The sequence below is a fragment of the Nocardia kruczakiae NBRC 101016 genome, from assembly GCF_001612965.1.
GTDB classification, from domain to species: domain Bacteria; phylum Actinomycetota; class Actinomycetes; order Mycobacteriales; family Mycobacteriaceae; genus Nocardia; species Nocardia kruczakiae.
Map to the genome: position 1 here is coordinate 34,048 of NZ_BDBL01000004.1, position 17,054 is coordinate 51,101.

Consider the following 17,054-nt stretch of genomic DNA (forward strand, 5'->3'; position numbering starts at 1 on the left):
TCTCACCATTCGTTGTCGTCGGCGACCACTCGTTCCGCGGCCGCGACCATCGGGCGCAAGTGCGCGGCAAAGGTTTCCGCGGTGACTCCGACGATATCCACCTCCGCACGGGTACGGACCGCGTAGCGGCCGTCGCCGGCGACGTCGATCCAGCACAGCACGCCGAGCGGGCGCATGCTGTCGTCGGCGCGGCGCGCGGAGACCACGATCTGACCGATACCGTCGCGAGGCTGTTTGAGCAACCGCCGCATCCGCGCGGTCGTGGAGGGACCGGCGACCGGCACCGTCACCAGATCGCGACTGTCCTCACGCACCCGGTCCAGAGGCGCCGTGCGGCGCGGTTCGCTGCCGGCCGGATACTCCGGCAGCAGCGAGACCACCCGTGCCGCGAGGGAGGCGGAGTTCCCGACGAACAGCCGTACGTCGCCGCCGCGATCGGCCATGTCGCCGTGGCGCTGGGCCGCGACCACCGTGATGTGGCCGACGGCCGCACCGAGCACCCGTACGGGCCGGGCCTCCTGCGCGCCGCATTCGCCGAAGACCTCGACGCAGACGGTGGGCCGGGCGAGCAGCCGCAGCGCCGCCTCCAGATCGGGGTCCACGGTGCGGTCGCACCACTCGGTCAGCTCCGGCAGCTGCGCGGCCCGTTCGGCGCTGTCGCGGGCGGACGACCGCACCGCGAGCGGATACGGGATCCGGTCACCGTCGATCCGTTGCCATGCCATCACGAACTGATCGGGTGTCAGCGTCCATTTCACCGCCGCCGGCCCGCCTCGTCCTCCGCCGTCATTGCGCGGTCAGTCATCCTCGGACCATTCGCCCAGCACGGGCGGGGTGGTCGGGTCGAGGATTCCGACCAGTTCGCCACCGGGCTCGGCCGGTTCGAGGAAGGTCGGCTCGTCGTCGAATTCGGACCAGTAGTCCTCGTCCTCGTCCTCGTCGCGGCGGATCGGCTTCGCCGCCACCGGAGTCGACGGGCCCTGCCGCACCGCATCGCCCGCGGCGAACGCGCCCCCCGCCAGGCCGCCCACGATGCCCGCACCCATTCCGGACATCGAGTCGGCGCCGGGGTTGCGGTCCTGGTCGTGGTCGTCGCGCTTGGCCGAATCGGAGTTCTGCGCGGACGACGCCGGGGTGGTGGCCGCCCCGGCACCCACGGCGGCGGGGACCACGCCGGGAGCGACTCCCGGCGCCGCTGCCGCCGGGGCGGGTTGCGCGGTATTCGACGGTTTCGGTTGTGTGACAACCGGATTCGCAGTCGCCGCCACCGGCGCCTCGGGTACCGGAGCAGCCGCAAGCGTGCTGTGCACCGGAGTGGGAACCGGAGTGGAGGGCTCCACGAGCGTCGGTGCGGCCGCGGCGGGTGCGACGGCCGCGGGACGGTCGGTTGCCTGCTGGTCACCGCCGGGCCGAGCACCGTCGGCGGGGTCGCCGGCGGGTGCGGCGGGCCGATCCGCCGGAGCCGCTTCCGGGCCCTGCGGTCCGTCCACCGTCGGCGTCACCTGTACGCCCGTCGCTCGCCCGATCAGATCCGCACTGCCGCCACCCGGCGCGGTCGCCTCGTTACCCGGTTGTACGACAGCGGGATTCGGATACATGCCGCCGTCGGGGAACGCCGGCACACTGTCGCCGGTGCGCAGGAAGACACCGGCATAGACCGAATCCATCACCCGCACGGCGTCCTGACGCACGTTCTCGGCACTCTTCTGCACGGCGACATTGGCAGTCGCCTGTTTCGGATCCAGCAGTGCCGCTTCCAGATCCGGATGGGCGGTCACCTGTTGCGAGACCGAGGCACGCAATGTCTCGGCTGCGTCGTTGGCCTGCGCGAGTCGTTGTCCGACCACCGCCATCACATCGGACAGCTCCTGGCCCAGTCGTTCGAAGGCGGTCACCGCGTCGGCGGCCAGTTGCGCGGCACCACCGCGCCAGCCGTCCGCGATGGCGCCGCGAATTTCGGTGTGCGCGGACTGGACCGCGTCGGCCATGGCGGCCGCCGAACTCTGCCAGGCCTGGCGGCCCGCGGTGATGATCTCGGGATTCAATTCCTGCACCCCGCGCTGGATATCGCGATGGGTGAGGTGGTCGAACATCTCGACCGTCGGGGCGTAATCCGGATCGGTATGCCCCTGCGCCGGGGGTGTCCCGTTGCCGCTGACCCTATGCATGTCCCACCCCCACCGGCTGCGACGGTGTTACGACCACCGAAGGTGGTGCGGCCTTGCCGATCGCCGCGGCGGCATCGGCATCGTGCTGGGCGTAGGCGGCCGCGGCCGCCCGCAGTGTTTGCGCCAATTGCCGTGCGGCATCGGCGTATTCGCGTAACCGATCGACCGCGTCGGCGGCCTTGCCCTCGAAGCCGCGGCGCAGCGAGTGTCCCGACTCGAAACCGCCGAAGCCCGGCAGGGACGCGGCCGCGCCGAGTGTCCGGATCTGCTGCTCGACCTGGTCGGCCAGCGACTCGTAGCGGCGCGCGCAGCGCTCGTGGGTGCCGTCGCCGACGAGTACGCCGTCGATCCACAGCTCTCCGTCGTCGACCGCCTGGGCCAGCGCACCGACATCGTTGCGCAGATCCCCGGCCTCTTGTGACTGCATCGCGGTCCCCCTTTCTCAACCCACTTCCGCGGCGCCGTGACGACGGTCCGCGACCTCGCGGATCCACTCCGCGATATCGGCGGTGACTGCCGCATGCACCGGCTCGTGCAGCAAATCGTGCCCGGCATCGGTGTACTCGTGCAACCCCACCGACGGGTGCCGGGCCGCCCACGCACGCGCGGAGTCGATCGGTGCGCGGCGGTCGTCGACGCCGTGCAGCGCCAGAATCGGCAGTCCGGGCGGGAGGGCGGCGGGCGATTCGGCGGCCCGCTGCGGTGTCCCGGTCAGCACCATGCCCGCGCACCCGGATATCTCCGGCAGCGACACCGATGCGAGACAGGTCGCCGCACCGAGCGAGTGGCCCGCCGGGAACAGCGGCGGATCGGGCCGCTCGGCGCGCAGCACCCGGATCAGCGCGGCGGCGTCGCCCGCGAGTTCGGCTAGCGTTCCGGGCGCCGCCGGATCGCCTTCGCTCAACCCCTGCCCGGCCGTGTCCAGGCACCAGACTTCGATGCCGCGCGCGCCCAGGCCCCGCCCGAGCCGATGGTAATGCCCACTGTGCTGGCCGGTTCCGGGCAGGAACGCCACCAGCGCCACCGGCCGCTCCACCGGCCACCGCCGGTAGTGCAGTCGACCGCGGGCACCCTGGAAGTACGGCATCAGCCCATTGTCACGGGCAGGCGCTACGAAAGCCGTCCCGGCCCGGCGAAGTGAGACCGACATCCGACACGCCCCCCTCGCGCCACGCCGTACGACCTCGAATGATTACGCTGTTGCGCGACTCGGCACGCGAGCGGGCGTCGGCCGCGTGCGGGTGTCCGGAACTCAGGAGGGCCGCGATTGATTCTGTTCGGTGATCGTGTCGTGTGCAGCACCGATGACCTGGTGAGGGCAGCGCGCTGCGAATTCGCGCTGCTGCGCGCGCTCGATACCGAACTGGGCCTTGTGCTTTCGCCGGATGCGACCGATCCGGTGCGGTTCCCGCTCGGTTCGGACGCACTGTCGGACGCGGTGTTCGACGATGTGTACGCGGCCCTCGGTGCGAGCGTGATCACCATCGATCCGCCGGCCGCCATTACCGCCTCGCAGTTGCGCGGCGCACACGACCGCACCGTCGCCGCCCTCGGCACCGACGCCCCCGCGATCTTCGGGGCGACATTCTTCGACGGGACCTTCGCGGCCGGCTGCGCCGTTCTCGTCCGCCGCGACGACCCCGCGCCGGTGCGCACGCGGGGGCTCGCGGCGCTGCCGGAGATCGCCGCGTCCGACGAAGCCGCGGCGGCGACCGTCGACGAGGTCCGCGACGTGCCGCCGATCCCGAATTCCACCTTCGTCCTGTACGTCCGCTCGTCGTCGTCCGATGTCGCGGCGCTCATGGAGGCCGCCGCGTGCGCGCGCATGGTGCGGGACAACGGGTTCGACGTCGATCCGTGGGTCCGGATTCGGGACGCCGCGGGTGCGGAGCGGATTCACGAACTCGGTCCGGCCGAGACCGTCTACGCGGCGCGGCGGATTCGGCTCGCCGCGATCCTCGCCGCCAAACAGGACGAACTGCTGCCCGTGCAGTGGGGAGACCGCCGCTATCTCGCCTGCGGGCGATGCGCGAACTGCATCGCCGAACTGGTGGCCGGGCGCGATCTGCTGCTGGTGGCCGGTATGCGGCCGTCGGTGCGGGCACAGCTGCGCGATGCCGGCATCACCACGGTCGATCGCCTCGCCGCCGCGGATTCGTCGGTGACCGGCGTTGCGGTGCAGACGTTTTCGACGCTGCGACGGCAGGCCGAACTGCAGTTGCGCCACGAGCGCACCGGGCGCCCGGCCTACGCGGTCACGGATGCGGCCGCCTTCGGTGAGCTGGCCCCGCCCGATGCCGGCGATGTCTTCGTGGCGGTCGCCGGGTCGGCCGTCGGCGTCGGGGTCGCGGCGCGGAGTGCGGACGGCGGCGACGGGGTGTTCCTGTTCCACGCATTCACCACGCACGATCCGGTGGCGTTGCTCGAATTTCTCGCCGATCGCCAGCAGCACCACCCCGACCTGCGGATCTACCATTTCTGCTCGCCGATCCGGACACTACTGGCCGACCTGTGCGCGCGCTGCGGCGCCGACGAGGAGACCGCCGACGACCTGCTCGGCGCCCTGCTGGACCTGTATCCGATCGTGCGTTCCGCGCTGCTGATCGGCGCCCGCACCTACGATCTGCCGGAGGTACTCGGCCTGCTCGACCCCGGCGCGGAACCGATCCACGCCGACCTCGAATCATCCTGTGCGGCAACACTGCGCCTGCGCGAGCGACTCTGCGAACTCGCCGCCGAGCACGACATCCAGCCCTGCCCGGTCCCGCGCCGCACCCTCGCCGAACAACCGGCCGCGGTGGAGGCCGCGCTGCGCGAATTCGCCTTCGACTACGACGAAACCCGCAGCGCCGGACAGCAAGCCGCCGCCATGATGGCCGCGGTACTCGGTTATCACCGGCGCGAGCGGCAGCCGCTGCACTGGGCACACGAGGACCGCCTGCACCGGCCGATCGGCGAATGGGCAGATACCCCGGGCGTTCTCGTCGCGGACTGGGCCAGCGTCGACACCAAATGGCAGCACACCGACGACCGGCCGATGCGGCGCTACCTGAAGCTCACCGGCCGGTTGGGCACCGGACGACCGCCGCCGCCGGGCACCGCGGTACGCACGCTCTACGATTCGCCGGTGCCCGACCTACCGGCCACCCCCGGCCGGCGCGCCACCGCGGCGGCGACAGTGCTCGGCTTCGCCCTCGACGACAACTTCGACGATGTGGTGCGGGTGGAGGAACTGCTGCCGCCGGGGTGCGCCCCCTACGACGAACTGCCCGTCGCCATCGTGCCCGATCCGCCGGGCCGCGACGACAATCTGGAACAGGCGCTGAACGCCGTGGCGCACGATCTGCTGGTCAGCCTGCCGGACGTCCCCTTGACGGCCGCCTTCGACCTGCTGTGCCGGCGACGGCCCCGACTGCACGGATCGGCTGCGCTACCACAGGTTTTCGGCGACTACGCGGCCGCGATCACCGCCGCTGTGCTCGATCTCGACTGCTCGTATCTCTCGGTGCAGGGGCCCTCCGGCACCGGCAAGCTCGACACCACCGCACGGGTGATCGAGCGGCTGGTCACCCGGTACAAGTGGCGCGTCGGTGTGGTGGCGCAAACGCATTCGGCCGCCGAGGTGTTGCTCGACGCCGTCGTTCGCGTGGGCGTCCTGCCGGAACTGGTCGCCAAATCGGATGTGCACAGCGTGGCGCCGGAATGGCTGGGGATCGCCGCCGACCGCTATCCGCGCTTCCTCGACAACGCGGTGAACGGCTGTGTGATCGGCGGTCTCACAGGCGATTTCACCGATCCCGAACAGGTGGCGCCGCAGAGTCTGGATCTGCTGGTGATCGCCGACGCCGGGTATTTCCCGCTGGCGCAGGCGATCGCGGTGGGTGCGTCGGCGCGGAATCTCCTGCTGGTCGGCGATCCGGCGCCGTTACCGGGTACCGGCGTGCACCCGGAGCGCGTGCACGAATCGGCACTGGGGCGCATCGTCGGCGACAACCCCACGGTGCCCACGGCTTTCGGCTATTTCCTGGAACGCACCTGGCGCATGCATCCGCAGGTGTGCGGGCCGGTGTCGTCGCTGCGCTACGGCCGCCGGCTGCGCTCCAACGAGACGGTCACCCTCGCCCGCGAACTCGAGGGCGTCGCGCCGGGCGTGCGCGCGGTACCGGTCGAACATCACGGCAACAGCACCGAATCCGCGGAGGAGGCCCGCGAGATCGTCCGTCAGGTCCGGTCCCTGCTGGGCCGCACCTGGCGCCAGGGCGTGCTCACCCGGCGGCTGCATCCGCACGACATCCTGGTGGTCACGCCCTATCACGCGCAGGTGGCGCGCATTCGAATGCTGTTGTCGCGGGCCCGGATCGAGGATGTGGTGGTCGGCACCGCCGATCGCTTCCGCGGCCGGGAGGCGGCGGTCGTGCTGATCTCGATGACGACCTCGGCCCCCGCCGACGCGCCGCACGGCATGGACGACCTGCTCTCCCGGCACTGGCTGACCACCGCCGTCTCCCGGGCGATGTGGTCGGCGATCGTCGTGGCCTCGCCGCTGCTCACGGACTATCTGCCCGAGACACCCGAGCAGCTGCCCGATCTGGCCGCCTACCTCGAACTGACCGGGCGCGGCTAGCCGAAGTTGCGGCCCTCGCCCCGATACGTCGGCACCGTGGTGCGCCGGTCGCCGGCATCGACGACCTGGATGGCGTCGAAGCGTTCGCACAGCTCACCGGCCTTGGCGTGGCGCATCCACACCCGGTCCCCGACGGCCAGGTCCGCGGCGCCCGTGAAGGGCGTCTGCACCTCCCCCGCACCCTCTGTGCCGATCAATCGCAAACCCTTGGGCCACACCGGCTTCGGCACGCGCGACGCACCGGCCGGCCCGGAGGCGATATAACCGCCGGCGAAGACGGTGGCGATGTCGGCGGCCGGCCGGCGCAGCACCGGCAGCGCGAAATACAGCGCCGGATGGGGTGTGAACGCGCGATATCCGTCGAACAGCGTCGGCACGTAGAGGCCGGATCCGGCGGTCACCTCGGTGACCTCGGGCGCTGCCACACTCACCTCGATCGACCCGCTGCCGCCGCTGTTGACGATCTCGAGTTCACCGGTCACCCCACGCACCGCCTCCAGCACCTGCGTACGGCGCGTGCCGATTTCGGCCGCGGAGAGCCGCTTGACCAGCCGCACCGCGGGATTGGTGTCGGGCAGGCCGGCGATCTGGGCCTCGTAGGTCATCACACCCACCACCCGGAACCCGCGCTCGCGCGCGACCCGGGCCAGCCGCTCGGCCTGCTCGGGCGTCCGGATCGGCGATCGGCGCACCCCCAGATGCAGCGGGCCGACTCGCAACGAGGCATCCACATCGAGGCATATGCGCGGGCTGATTCCGGCGCCACCGACCGCGGCGCGAATCAGATCCAACTGCGCGACGTCGTCGACCATCAGCGTGATCGAGTCGAGCAGGGTGGTATCGGCGCCCAAGTCGGCCAGTGCGGCGCGATCGACGCTCGGATAGCCGAGCAGAATGTCGCGCGCCCCGTGGCCGACCAGCCACAGCGCCTCACGCAACGAATAGGACATGATGCCGGCGAATCCGCCGCGGCCGGTGAGCTGCGGTCCGAGTACTTCCTCGAGGACCGCGCGGCAGCGCACCGATTTACTGGCCACCCGGATCGGCACCCCGCGGGCCCGGCGCACCAGGTCCGCCGCGTTGGCGCGCAGCGCGCTCAGGTCCAGCGCGGCCAGGGGCGGATCGAGGTCCGCGGTGGCGGCGTGCAGGGAAGCGATGGGCGACGCATCTGTCACCACATCAGCCAATCACGAAACTGGTCATACGTCCAGGAGTGATGGGCGCGTCGTTACCGATCGACCGCCTTGGTGATCAGCGTCGAGACCAGATCGTCCAGCACCACGAGCGTGGTCTCGTCGTCACCGTCGGCGAGCCAGCGCAGCACCGCACCCTGGAACACGGCCAGCACATACGCCGAGATCGCCGTGACCGGCTCGATCCACTGGGTGTTCGAGCGCTCGGCACAGGCGTCCAGCGCCGCACCGACCTCGGCGTCCAGATCGCGCAACCACTCCGCCGCCGAGAGCCCGGAACAGCCGGCCTCCCCCTCCCAGCGGCGACGTAGGGCGCTGATCGTGAGATCGAGCGTGTGCACCTGCCGTTGCGGCGTGGCCCGGATGGCCAACCACATCGCACTCACACCGGCATGCAGCACCACCCGCAATGCGCGCGTGCCCGTGCAATCGCAGGCGGCCGACGCGGCGTCGATGGCCTCCTGCACGATCGGCCGCGGCCGAACCTGAATCATCTCTCCACTAGCGCTCAACGACGACTCCCTCGGCGAAAGAACTCGCGCACCTCGCCTGCGCGGCTCGCTCAACGGGCATCCGATCCACGGTGATCTCTTCCGAGTTCCACCCCGGGCGACCCGTTCAACATCCGTCAATGTTAGAGGGTTTTCGGGGATCGCGACCAGGTTCGATAGGTCATTCCGTACTGAAAGATTGTTTTGTTACCTCCCCGACACACCCCGCGCGGTGGTTCGGCGGCGGATCCGCCACGGTCAGCGCGGGCGGCGCCCGGGCGCAAACGCCCAGAACTCTACGGCCTCGCGGCAGGAATCGTTATAACGATGTGGGCGAGCACACACGTGATCCAACGCCACCCCACCGCCGCGAACCCGCCGATAACCTGGAGTCGTGACAACGGTGCGCCCCGATCATCTCCACATTCCCGGCACCTTCAACTACCGCGACGTCGGCGGCCTGCGCACGGCGAGCGGGACCAAGATTCGCAGCGGAGTCCTGCTCCGGTCGGCCCAGCTGTGCCGGCTGGACGAACGCGGACACGACATCCTGCGCCGGCTCGGCGTCGCCACCGTGCACGATCTGCGCGGACCCGGCGAGGCCGACCGGATGGGTGCCGACATCCTCCCCGACGGCGTGCGCTTGGAGGTGACACCGTTCCACTCCGGCATCGGCGCCGCCCGGGCCCCACACGAGGCCCCGCAGGAACCGGCGCTGCCGCCACACGAGGCCGCGGCGCGCGACGATGCCTCGACGACCAGCCGCCATCTCGATCTGCTCGAGGTCTACACCGAATTCCCCTCGATGCCGGAGGCGGGCGTCGCGATCACCGCCATGGCACGGTCGCTGGCCCGCGGCGACGGCGCGGTGCTGGTGCACTGCGCGGCCGGTAAGGACCGCACCGGCTGGGCGGTCGCCACCCTGCTGCGCGCCGTCGGCGTCACCGAGGACGACGTGCTGGCCGACTACCTGCTCAGCAACGAAGCCGTCGAATCGCTGGCCGCCGATGTCGCGCGCAATTCCGGCGAGTCCCTGCCGCCCGCGTTACTGGGGGTGAGCATCGAATACCTCGCCGCCGGCACCGAGGCCATGCACCGCCACTACGGCACCCTCGACGGCTATCTCGAGTCCATCGGCATCACGCCGCAGCTGCGGGCCGCCCTGCACACCCGCCTGCTGGAGTGAACCGGTACCGGCGCACCGCGTCGGCTAACCGGTGCGGCGGACCAGACCGTCGGTATCGATGCTGACCTGATTTCCGGTGTGGAACCAGCTGCCCGTGAAGCGCGATTCGGTGGTCTGCGGGTCGTTCCAGTAGCGCGGGGTGATATTCGGTCCGCGACAGAGCAATTCGCCGCTACCGACCCCCGCCCGCGGCCCCCACAGCGCCAATTCCGTACCGCCGAACGGGAATCCGAGAACGTCGCGGCCGGGCGTCGCGCCGCTGTCCACCAGCGCCAGCCCGATACCGCTGGTTTCGGTCGCACCCCAGACCGACCACTGCCGGGCCAGCGGGAACACCTCGCGCAGCGCCTCGGCGACGATTTCCGCGGTGCCGGCGTCGGTCGCGGCCAGTTCGGCGCGATGTCCCGCACTGCACACCTGGCGCACGCCCTCCGCCCGCAATCCGGCGAGTTCGGGCAGCAGGCCCGCGAAGATGCGGGGCGTCGCGGCCACCATATCGATGCGTTCGGCGACGATCGTCTCGGCGATCATGGCCGGGTCCGGGGCGAGGACGACCGTGCCGCCCACGGCGAAGGTCGGCAGCAGTTGATCGACGCAGCCGCTCGCGTGGGCCAGCGGCATCAGGACCAGATTGCGCAATCCCTCGGTCGGCAGATCGAAGGCCCCCACCACCGAACGCACCGCCGACAGCAGATTCTCGTTGGTCAGCTCGACACCGCGCGGACCGCCCGGCGCCTCCGAGAAACCCTGGCCCGCAGCGCCGCTGGTGTAGCACAGCAGGGCGAGCTCGGTCAGCGAGGCGCCGTCGTCGATGAAGGCCGCTCCGTCGGGGAAATCGGCGTAACCGGCCTCGGCGCCGCCGCCGTCGAGGACGAAATCCGCGCAGCTGTCCGCGATCACCTGGGCGGCGACGGCATCGGGCAGTCCGTCGTGCACCAGCACCGGCACCGCACCGGACAGCAGGGCGCCGAGGAAGGCCTGCACCCAGCGCGCACCCACCGGCATCCGCACGGCAACCCGGTCGCCGTAGCCGATTCCGTGTTCCTGCAGTCCGCCGGCGATCCGGGAAGCGGCATGCCACAGCTGCCGGTAGGTCAGCCGCGGCCCGCCGATTTCGACGACCGCCTCCCGGGCCGAGAACGCGTGTACCTGCACATCGAGTAGTTCGGTGAGGGCCGGATTCAGATTCCCGTACCGCAGCACACCGTCGGCTCCGCGAGCAAGAGGGTTGCCGCACCACGGATTTCGCGTCTGCGGATATTCGATCAGAAGCTGCGTCATCAAGTCCCTCCGGATGCCTCGATCAACAGGCACCTGTGACTATATGACGCAGATCACAATCATGGGGCGTTAGGCGACAAAGATGTCCGAGCGATCACCGCCCGGTGTAGCTCGCCTTCCCCGGGCCCACCTCGAGGAAGCTGCGCACCGCGCCCCGCAAATCCTCGGTGTCGAACAGTTCGCCGGAGACCTTGGGCGTCACCGAATCGGCATGTTCGACGCCGCCGGACCGCCAGGCCTCGATGATCTGCTTGGTGGCCGCGTGCGCCCGAGTCGGGCCGTCGGCGAGGCGGGCGGCCAGCGCCCGGGCCGCGGCGTCGACATCCTCGTGCACCGCGTTGACCACACCCCAGTCGGCGAGGGTGGCCGCGTCGTACAAATCGCCGGTCATGACCAGTTCCCGGGCCCGGCCGGAACCGGCGCGCTCGGCCAGTCGCTGCGGGCCGCCCATCGACGGCGTCAGGCCCACGACCGTCTCCACCAGCCCGAACTTGGCCTTCGGCGCGGCCAGCAGGATGTCGCAGGCCAGCGAGATCTCGAAGGCCGCGGTCAGGGTGAGCCCGTGGGCGGCGAAGACCACCGGGCACGGCAGCGCCTCGACCGGGTGGATGATGCCCTGGAACAGGCGCTGCCACAACTCGGCGCCCTGATCCACGCTCAATCCGTCGAATTCGTGGACGTCGACGCCGCCGGAGACCACCTTGCCCTCGGCGCGGATCAACAGCGCCCGCGGCGGGTTCGCGGTCAGCTCGGCGAGATCGGTGGCGAGCGATCCCAGCAGCGCCGAATCGAACAGGTTCAACGGCGGATGGTCGATGGTGATGATCGCGAGCTGGGCGCCGGCCTCGGTCTCGGTCCGCTCCAACCGGGTGGGTTTCGAATCGCTCATCGGCCGAATCTATCCAGAAGGGGACGTCACCGGTACCCCGGCCGCCGGTCTGCCAGACTGGTGCGGTGGATACCTCGCCGACCGAGAACGCCGGTTCGAACACCGCGACCTATGTCGAGCCCGGCGAATTCAAGCGCGACACGAACTACATCACCACCCGGATCACCGCCGACGGCCGCGACGGCTATCCCGTCGAACCGCAGCGCTATCGGCTGATCGCGGCGCGGGCCTGCCCGTGGGCCAACCGCACCCTGATCGTGCGGCGGCTGCTCGGCCTGGAACAGGTGATCTCGCTGGGATTGTGCGGGCCGACCCACGACAAACGCAGCTGGACCTTCGACCTCGATCCGGGCGAGGTGGACCCGGTGCTGGGCATCCACTTCCTGCGCGATGCCTACCTCGCGCGCGATCCGGAGTATCCGCGCGGCATCACGGTCCCGGCGGTGGTGGACGTGCCGACCGGCCAGGTGGCCACCAACGACTACCCGCAGATCACGCTCGACTTCTCTACCGAATGGACGCAGTTCCATCGGCCGGGCGCGCCGCAGCTGTATCCCGAACCGCTGCGCGCCGAGATCGATCAGGTGAATCGGCGCGTCTACACCGAGGTCAACAACGGCGTCTACCGCTGCGGCTTCGCCGGCAGCCAGGACGCCTACGACGCCGCCTACGACCGGCTGTTCACCGCGCTGGACTGGCTGTCGGAACGGTTGAGCGACCAGCGCTATCTGGTCGGCGACACCATCACCGAGGCCGATGTGCGGCTGTTCACCACGCTGGTGCGGTTCGACCCGGTGTATCACGGCCATTTCAAGTGCAATCGGAACAAGCTGACCGAACAGCCGGTGCTGTGGGCGTATGCCCGCGATCTGTTCCAGACCCCCGGCTTCGGCGATACCGTCGACTTCACCCAGATCAAGCGGCACTACTACGTCGTGCACAGCGATATCAATCCGACCGGGATCGTGCCGAAGGGTCCGGAACTGTCGGACTGGCTCACGCCGCACGGGCGAGAAGCATTGGGCGGCAAGCCCTTCGGCGACGGCACCCCACCTCCGCCGCCCCTGCCCGGGGAACGCGTCCCGGCCGCCGACTGGGCCTGAGCATCACCGGTGCGCGGAGGCGGTCGTCCGCCTCCGCACCGGATCGTCGTTTCGTTATGCGGTGGTTCCGGCGTAGGTGCCGAAGCTCCAGAACACGCCCTCGGGATCGCGGCAGGTGAACCCGCGCGAGCCGTAGTCCTCGTCGCGGAGTCCGCGCACGATGGTCGCCCCGGCGTCGCGGGCGCGTTCGAAGAGGCCGTCCGGATCGTCGACGACGATGTACACCGAGCCGGTCCCCGGCGGCTGCTCGCAGAGCGCGGAATCGTCGCGCTGCGAACCGAGCATTATCCCGCCGCCGCCGGGCCAGCCGAGTTCGGCGTGCTGGACCACCTCGCCGGTGCCGTAGCGGGCGACCTCGACGAAGCCGAAGGCCCGTTGCAGGAAATCGATCGCCGCCGGGGCGTCACGGTAGATGAACGTCGGCCACACCGGGGCCGTCTTGGTTGCGGTTTCGGTCGTTGCGGTATGGGTTGTTTCGGTCATGGTCCCAGCCTTTCTCGCTCGCCACCCCGTCGTCTTGGACGAATGGGAACACCTCGCGGGCACGCCACACCGAGGGCGGGCAACCGGCCGATTCGCGCCATTCGCGGGCCATATGGGCCTGGTCGTAGTAGCCGGTCGCGGCGGCGACCTCGGCGATGCTCACCTCGGGGCGGCGCAACAGCCGATGGGAGACCTCGAACCGGGTCAACCGCGCCGCCTCCTTCGGCGTGATACCGAATTCACCGGCGAATCGCGCGGCGAGATGTCTTCTGCTCCAGCCGATCTCGTGCGCCACCCGGGCGACCGCGGGTGCGCCCGCGGGGTCGGTCAGCAGCCGCCAGGCCCGGCGGAGAGTGGCGTCCATCTCGAGCCGGCGCGGATCGAGCGCGGCGACCCGCGCGCAGAAGACCTCGTCCAGCACCGCGAACCGGGTCCGCCAGTCGGAGGTCGCGGTGATCCGCTCACGCACCCGCTCGGCGTCGGGTCCCAGTAGATCCGACAGGTCGACGATCCACTCCCCCAGCTCACCGGCCGGAATTCCGAACAGCGCCCGCGCGCCCAGTGGTGTGACGGCCAATTGGATGCCGTGCTGGTAGCCGTTGTGCGCGATCAGCGTCGGTCGCAGGGTCAGTCCGCCGGCCAGCGCGTCCCAGCGGCCGCCGGCCTGCTCGGGATGGGAGGACACCGGCACCTCGATCGGTTCGCCGATGGTGAGGATCACGGTGATCGTGGTACTCGGCATACCGACGTGCACGCCCGGGTCGAAGCCGTGCAGCAGATATCCGTCGTAGCGGCCGAGGTAGGGCCGCAACGACGGGGCCGGCAACCGGCGCGCTCCCGCGGAGACACCACTCACCTCCTCCACGGTAGGCGTCGCGCGGGCCCGGCGGAACCGGACCCGGGCGCGGTTCGTTGCACGGTGGACGGCCGTATCGGCCACCGTCGCCGACTTCGTCCGCGGCCGTCGGACCGGCACCACTAGAGTTTGTGCCGACCGGACGAGAGGGGTGCGTTACCGATGTTCGACAGCGGCGTGGAAAAGGCCGTGCGGTCACTGCTGGACAACGGGGCACAAGTGCAGGCTCCCGCGGTCGCGAAGTACGTCGACCGGTTCCGCCGATCCCATCCGGACGAGAGTCCGGCCCAGATTCTCGACCGGCTGGAGAAGATCTACCTCACGACCGTGACCGGCAGCGGCACCGCGGTCGGGGCCACCGCCGCCGTCCCGGGTGTCGGAACCCTGACCTCGCTCGCGGCGATGAGCGCGGAAACCACCTTCTTCATCGAGGCCTCGGCCGTCTTCACCCTCGCCGTCGCCGCCGTGCACGGCATCGCCCCCGAGGACAAGGAACGCCGGCGCGCGCTGGTGCTGGCAGTGGTGCTCGGCGAGAGCGGTATGGAGATCGTGCAGCAGAGCGTGGGCCATTCGGCCAAGAACTGGGGCACGCTGCTGGCGGAGCGGATACCGGGCATCAAGGGAATGAACGAATCACTGATGAAACGATTCGTCGTCCAGTTCATCACCAAACGCAGCATGCTCATGTTCGGCAAGGTGCTCCCGGCCGGAATCGGCGCGGCCATCGGAGGATTCGGTAACCGGGCCCTGGGGAAGAATGTGATCGCCAACGCGCACAAGGCATTCGGGCCCGCGCCGATGCGGTGGTCCGGCGGTACCGCGCGCGGCACCGTGATCGACGCGGATCCGCTTCCGGCACTGGGTGATCCGGACGGCACGGCCTCCGGTTCGACGGCCGAGCAGCGATGAGCGCGGCCCGCTCGCTCGCCGTCTCGATCAGCGGACTGCACAAACAGTTCGAGGGTCTCGTGGCCCTGCGCGACGTCTCGTTCACCGTTCCGGCCGGCACCACCGCGGCCCTGGTCGGCCCGCCCGGCTCCGGAAAATCCACGCTCATCGACATTCTGCTCGGATTGCTGCGCGCGGATTCCGGTATCGCCGAGGCCCCGGGCGGCGGCGGGATCGGCGCGGTACTGCAGCCGCGCGGTCTGCATCCGGCCCGGACCGTACGAGCCCAGTTGCGGATATACGCGGCCGCGGCCGGCGTGGACGACGACCGGGTGGACGCGATGCTCGCGACGCTGCGCCTCGGCGAGGCCGCCACGACGCGGGTGCGCGATGTCCCCGAGAGCCTGCGCACGCGGCTGGCCTTGGCGCAGGCACTGCTCGCACAGCCGCGCCTGCTGGTGCTCGACGACCCGTTCGACGGCCTCGAATCGGCCGAGCGGGCATGGCTTTTCGATTATCTGCGGGCTCACGCCCGCCGTGGTGGGACCACTCTGTTCACCTCGCAGAGCCTTGCCGCGGCCGTGCCGGTGTGCGATCAGGTGATCGTGCTCTCGGCCGGCTCGGTGGCCTATCAGGGCAGTCCGCGGCGGCTGCGGCGCAACCACCCGGATCGGCTGGTGGTCGCGGCGTCGAGTCCGATCGCGCTGGCCACGACGCTGGCCGCGCAGGGTTTTACCGACGCGGTCATGCGCGGCGACGGCAGGCTCGCCGTCGCCGACGCGTCGCGCAGCGAGATCGAGGCCGCCGCGGCGCTGGCGCGGGTCCACCTGGGCGAGGTGGTGGCCGAACCCGTCCATCCGGATCGGGTCCTGGCCATCCTCACCAAATCGTCCGCGCCCCCGGCCTATCCCGCCCCCGCCCCTGCGACCATGTACGGAACGCGATGATGCTGCCGACCCTGCCGACCGTTCCCGCCGAGGTGAGCCGGGCGGCGACCGCCGAACTCCGCAAGATCACCGCGGTGCGCTCGGGATGGCTGCTGCCCCCGATGCTCGCGGCCGTCGCCTTCGTCGTCGCCTCGGCGTCCGCGGTGCGCGGCTCGGGCCCGCAACCGCACGAGGCACTGGCGACCGGAACGGCGACCGTCGGCCTGTACCTGGCGATCGCGGTGGCGGTGAGTGCGGCGGCGATCGGCGGCGCGGTCACCGCGGGCGACGAGTACCGCTACCGCAGCATGGGGCTCACCGCACTGTTCACCCCCGACCGAGATGTGCTCTTCGGCGCGAAAGCCGGTGTGGCCGCGATCTATTCGCTGGTGCTCGCGGCGTGTGCGGAGGTCGGCGCGGCGGTGGGCCTGCTGGCGTTCGGGCGGCACACCGTCGAATTCGGCTGGCGGCTGGTCGGGGTCTTCGGCGGTGGCCTGCTCGCGGCGGTGTGCTGGGGCGTGATCGGAGTGAGCCTGGGGTTGCTGGTGCGATCGCCGAATCTGGCTGTCATCGCGATGGCGGGATGGGTGTTCATTCTGGAACCGCTCATCTGGCTGGTCGCCAAGGGCGCGGGAATCGCGGGCGTCGTGGTGCTGCTGCCGGGTTCGGCCACCATCGGCACGGTCGCGGTCGGTTCCTTCCCGGAGAGTCCCTTCCTGCCGCCCAATGCGGCCTCGGCCGTGGTGCTGGTGATCTGGGCCGTCGCCGCCGGGGCGGCCGGTTGGTGGTACCTGCGCACGCGCGACATCTGATCCGCGCGGATTCACCCGCACGGGGTGCGGGAGATACCGGGTGTCGGGGGCCGTCGGTACCGTCGAATCGACATGAACGACACCGAAACCCTCGACTCCGGACCCGGTCGCGACGCCGGCTCGGCCGCAGCGGCGCCGTCCCGTGAGCGGTCCG

The 17,054-nt window shown here is 70.5% G+C and carries 16 protein-coding genes; 6 read left to right on the plus strand and 10 right to left on the minus strand.

Translation table 11 applies throughout. From position 1 onward, the window contains the following. Window positions 1-2 precede the first annotated feature (2 nt). Genes NK1_RS04575 through NK1_RS04590 form a run of 4 tightly spaced genes read right to left on the minus strand, consistent with a single transcriptional unit; the run spans window position 3 to window position 3,255 of the window. Window positions 3-758, minus strand: coding sequence for an ESX secretion-associated protein EspG (locus NK1_RS04575; RefSeq protein WP_063007319.1), 756 nt, complete (start codon window positions 756-758; stop codon window positions 3-5). Between the two features lie 39 nt (window positions 759-797). Further along, entirely contained in the window at window positions 798-2,168 is a 1,371-nt protein-coding gene (locus tag NK1_RS04580; RefSeq protein ID WP_157104079.1) for a WXG100 family type VII secretion target, read from the minus strand. After that, window positions 2,161-2,595, minus strand: a complete 435-nt coding sequence (locus NK1_RS04585; RefSeq protein WP_063007321.1) for a hypothetical protein — start codon at window positions 2,593-2,595, stop codon at window positions 2,161-2,163. The genes NK1_RS04580 and NK1_RS04585 overlap by 8 nt, the downstream gene beginning before the upstream one ends. Window positions 2,596-2,610: 15 nt before the next feature. After that, on the minus strand, window positions 2,611-3,255 hold the full coding sequence (locus NK1_RS04590) for an alpha/beta hydrolase (protein WP_063007322.1): 645 nt from the start codon (window positions 3,253-3,255) through the stop codon (window positions 2,611-2,613). A 204-nt stretch (window positions 3,256-3,459) separates the two neighbouring features. Between NK1_RS04590 and NK1_RS04595 the strand changes: the two genes are divergently transcribed. Then, a complete protein-coding gene (locus tag NK1_RS04595; RefSeq protein WP_245660344.1) occupies window positions 3,460-6,792 on the plus strand; it encodes a bifunctional RecB family nuclease/DEAD/DEAH box helicase in 3,333 nt (1,110 codons plus the stop codon). Here the strand turns inward: NK1_RS04595 and NK1_RS04600 are convergent. Beyond that, window positions 6,789-7,967, minus strand: a complete 1,179-nt coding sequence (locus tag NK1_RS04600) for an amino acid deaminase/aldolase (protein WP_063007340.1) — start codon at window positions 7,965-7,967, stop codon at window positions 6,789-6,791. The two genes, NK1_RS04595 and NK1_RS04600, sit on opposite strands and share 4 nt — an antisense overlap. A gap of 53 nt (window positions 7,968-8,020) precedes the next feature. Continuing rightward, window positions 8,021-8,497: a TetR family transcriptional regulator gene (locus tag NK1_RS04605; RefSeq protein WP_245660345.1), complete on the minus strand. Its 477-nt coding sequence runs from the start codon at window positions 8,495-8,497 to the stop codon at window positions 8,021-8,023. A 373-nt stretch (window positions 8,498-8,870) separates the two neighbouring features. Here NK1_RS04605 and NK1_RS04610 point away from each other — a divergent pair, with 373 nt between their 5' ends. After that, window positions 8,871-9,662 carry a tyrosine-protein phosphatase gene (locus NK1_RS04610; protein ID WP_063007325.1) on the plus strand — a complete coding sequence of 264 codons (792 nt, stop codon included), beginning with the start codon at window positions 8,871-8,873 and terminating at the stop codon, window positions 9,660-9,662. 24 nt (window positions 9,663-9,686) lie between these two features. Here NK1_RS04610 and NK1_RS04615 read toward each other — a convergent pair whose 3' ends face one another. Then, window positions 9,687-10,943 (minus strand): class I adenylate-forming enzyme family protein, encoded by a 1,257-nt coding sequence (locus tag NK1_RS04615; RefSeq protein WP_063007326.1) that lies wholly within the window; start codon window positions 10,941-10,943, stop codon window positions 9,687-9,689. A gap of 94 nt (window positions 10,944-11,037) precedes the next feature. Continuing rightward, window positions 11,038-11,832, minus strand: coding sequence for an enoyl-CoA hydratase/isomerase family protein (locus NK1_RS04620; protein ID WP_063007327.1), 795 nt, complete (start codon window positions 11,830-11,832; stop codon window positions 11,038-11,040). Between the two features lie 65 nt (window positions 11,833-11,897). On the opposite strand from NK1_RS04620, the gene NK1_RS04625 reads away from it, so the two are divergent. Then, window positions 11,898-12,935 (plus strand): glutathione S-transferase family protein, encoded by a 1,038-nt coding sequence (locus NK1_RS04625; RefSeq protein ID WP_063007328.1) that lies wholly within the window; start codon window positions 11,898-11,900, stop codon window positions 12,933-12,935. A gap of 54 nt (window positions 12,936-12,989) precedes the next feature. Here the strand turns inward: NK1_RS04625 and NK1_RS04630 are convergent, their stop codons facing one another. Then, on the minus strand, window positions 12,990-13,418 hold the full coding sequence (locus NK1_RS04630) for a VOC family protein (protein ID WP_063007329.1): 429 nt from the start codon (window positions 13,416-13,418) through the stop codon (window positions 12,990-12,992). Further along, complete coding sequence (locus NK1_RS04635) at window positions 13,339-14,274, minus strand: helix-turn-helix domain-containing protein (RefSeq protein ID WP_084460592.1); 936 nt, start codon at window positions 14,272-14,274, stop codon at window positions 13,339-13,341. Before NK1_RS04635 ends, NK1_RS04630 begins: the two co-directional genes overlap by 80 nt. 162 nt (window positions 14,275-14,436) lie before the next feature. Between NK1_RS04635 and NK1_RS04640 the strand changes: the two genes are divergently transcribed. Genes NK1_RS04640 through NK1_RS04650 form a run of 3 tightly spaced genes read left to right on the plus strand, consistent with a single transcriptional unit; the run spans window position 14,437 to window position 16,900 of the window. Continuing rightward, window positions 14,437-15,183, plus strand: coding sequence for a hypothetical protein (locus tag NK1_RS04640; RefSeq protein WP_063007330.1), 747 nt, complete (start codon window positions 14,437-14,439; stop codon window positions 15,181-15,183). Next, the gene (locus NK1_RS04645; RefSeq protein WP_063007331.1) at window positions 15,180-16,109 is read left to right on the plus strand and encodes an ATP-binding cassette domain-containing protein; all 930 of its coding nucleotides are present in this window, start codon (window positions 15,180-15,182) and stop codon (window positions 16,107-16,109) included. The genes NK1_RS04640 and NK1_RS04645 overlap by 4 nt, the downstream gene beginning before the upstream one ends. Next, complete coding sequence (locus NK1_RS04650; protein WP_063007332.1) at window positions 16,106-16,900, plus strand: ABC transporter permease; 795 nt, start codon at window positions 16,106-16,108, stop codon at window positions 16,898-16,900. Before NK1_RS04645 ends, NK1_RS04650 begins: the two co-directional genes overlap by 4 nt. Window positions 16,901-17,054 lie beyond the last annotated feature (154 nt).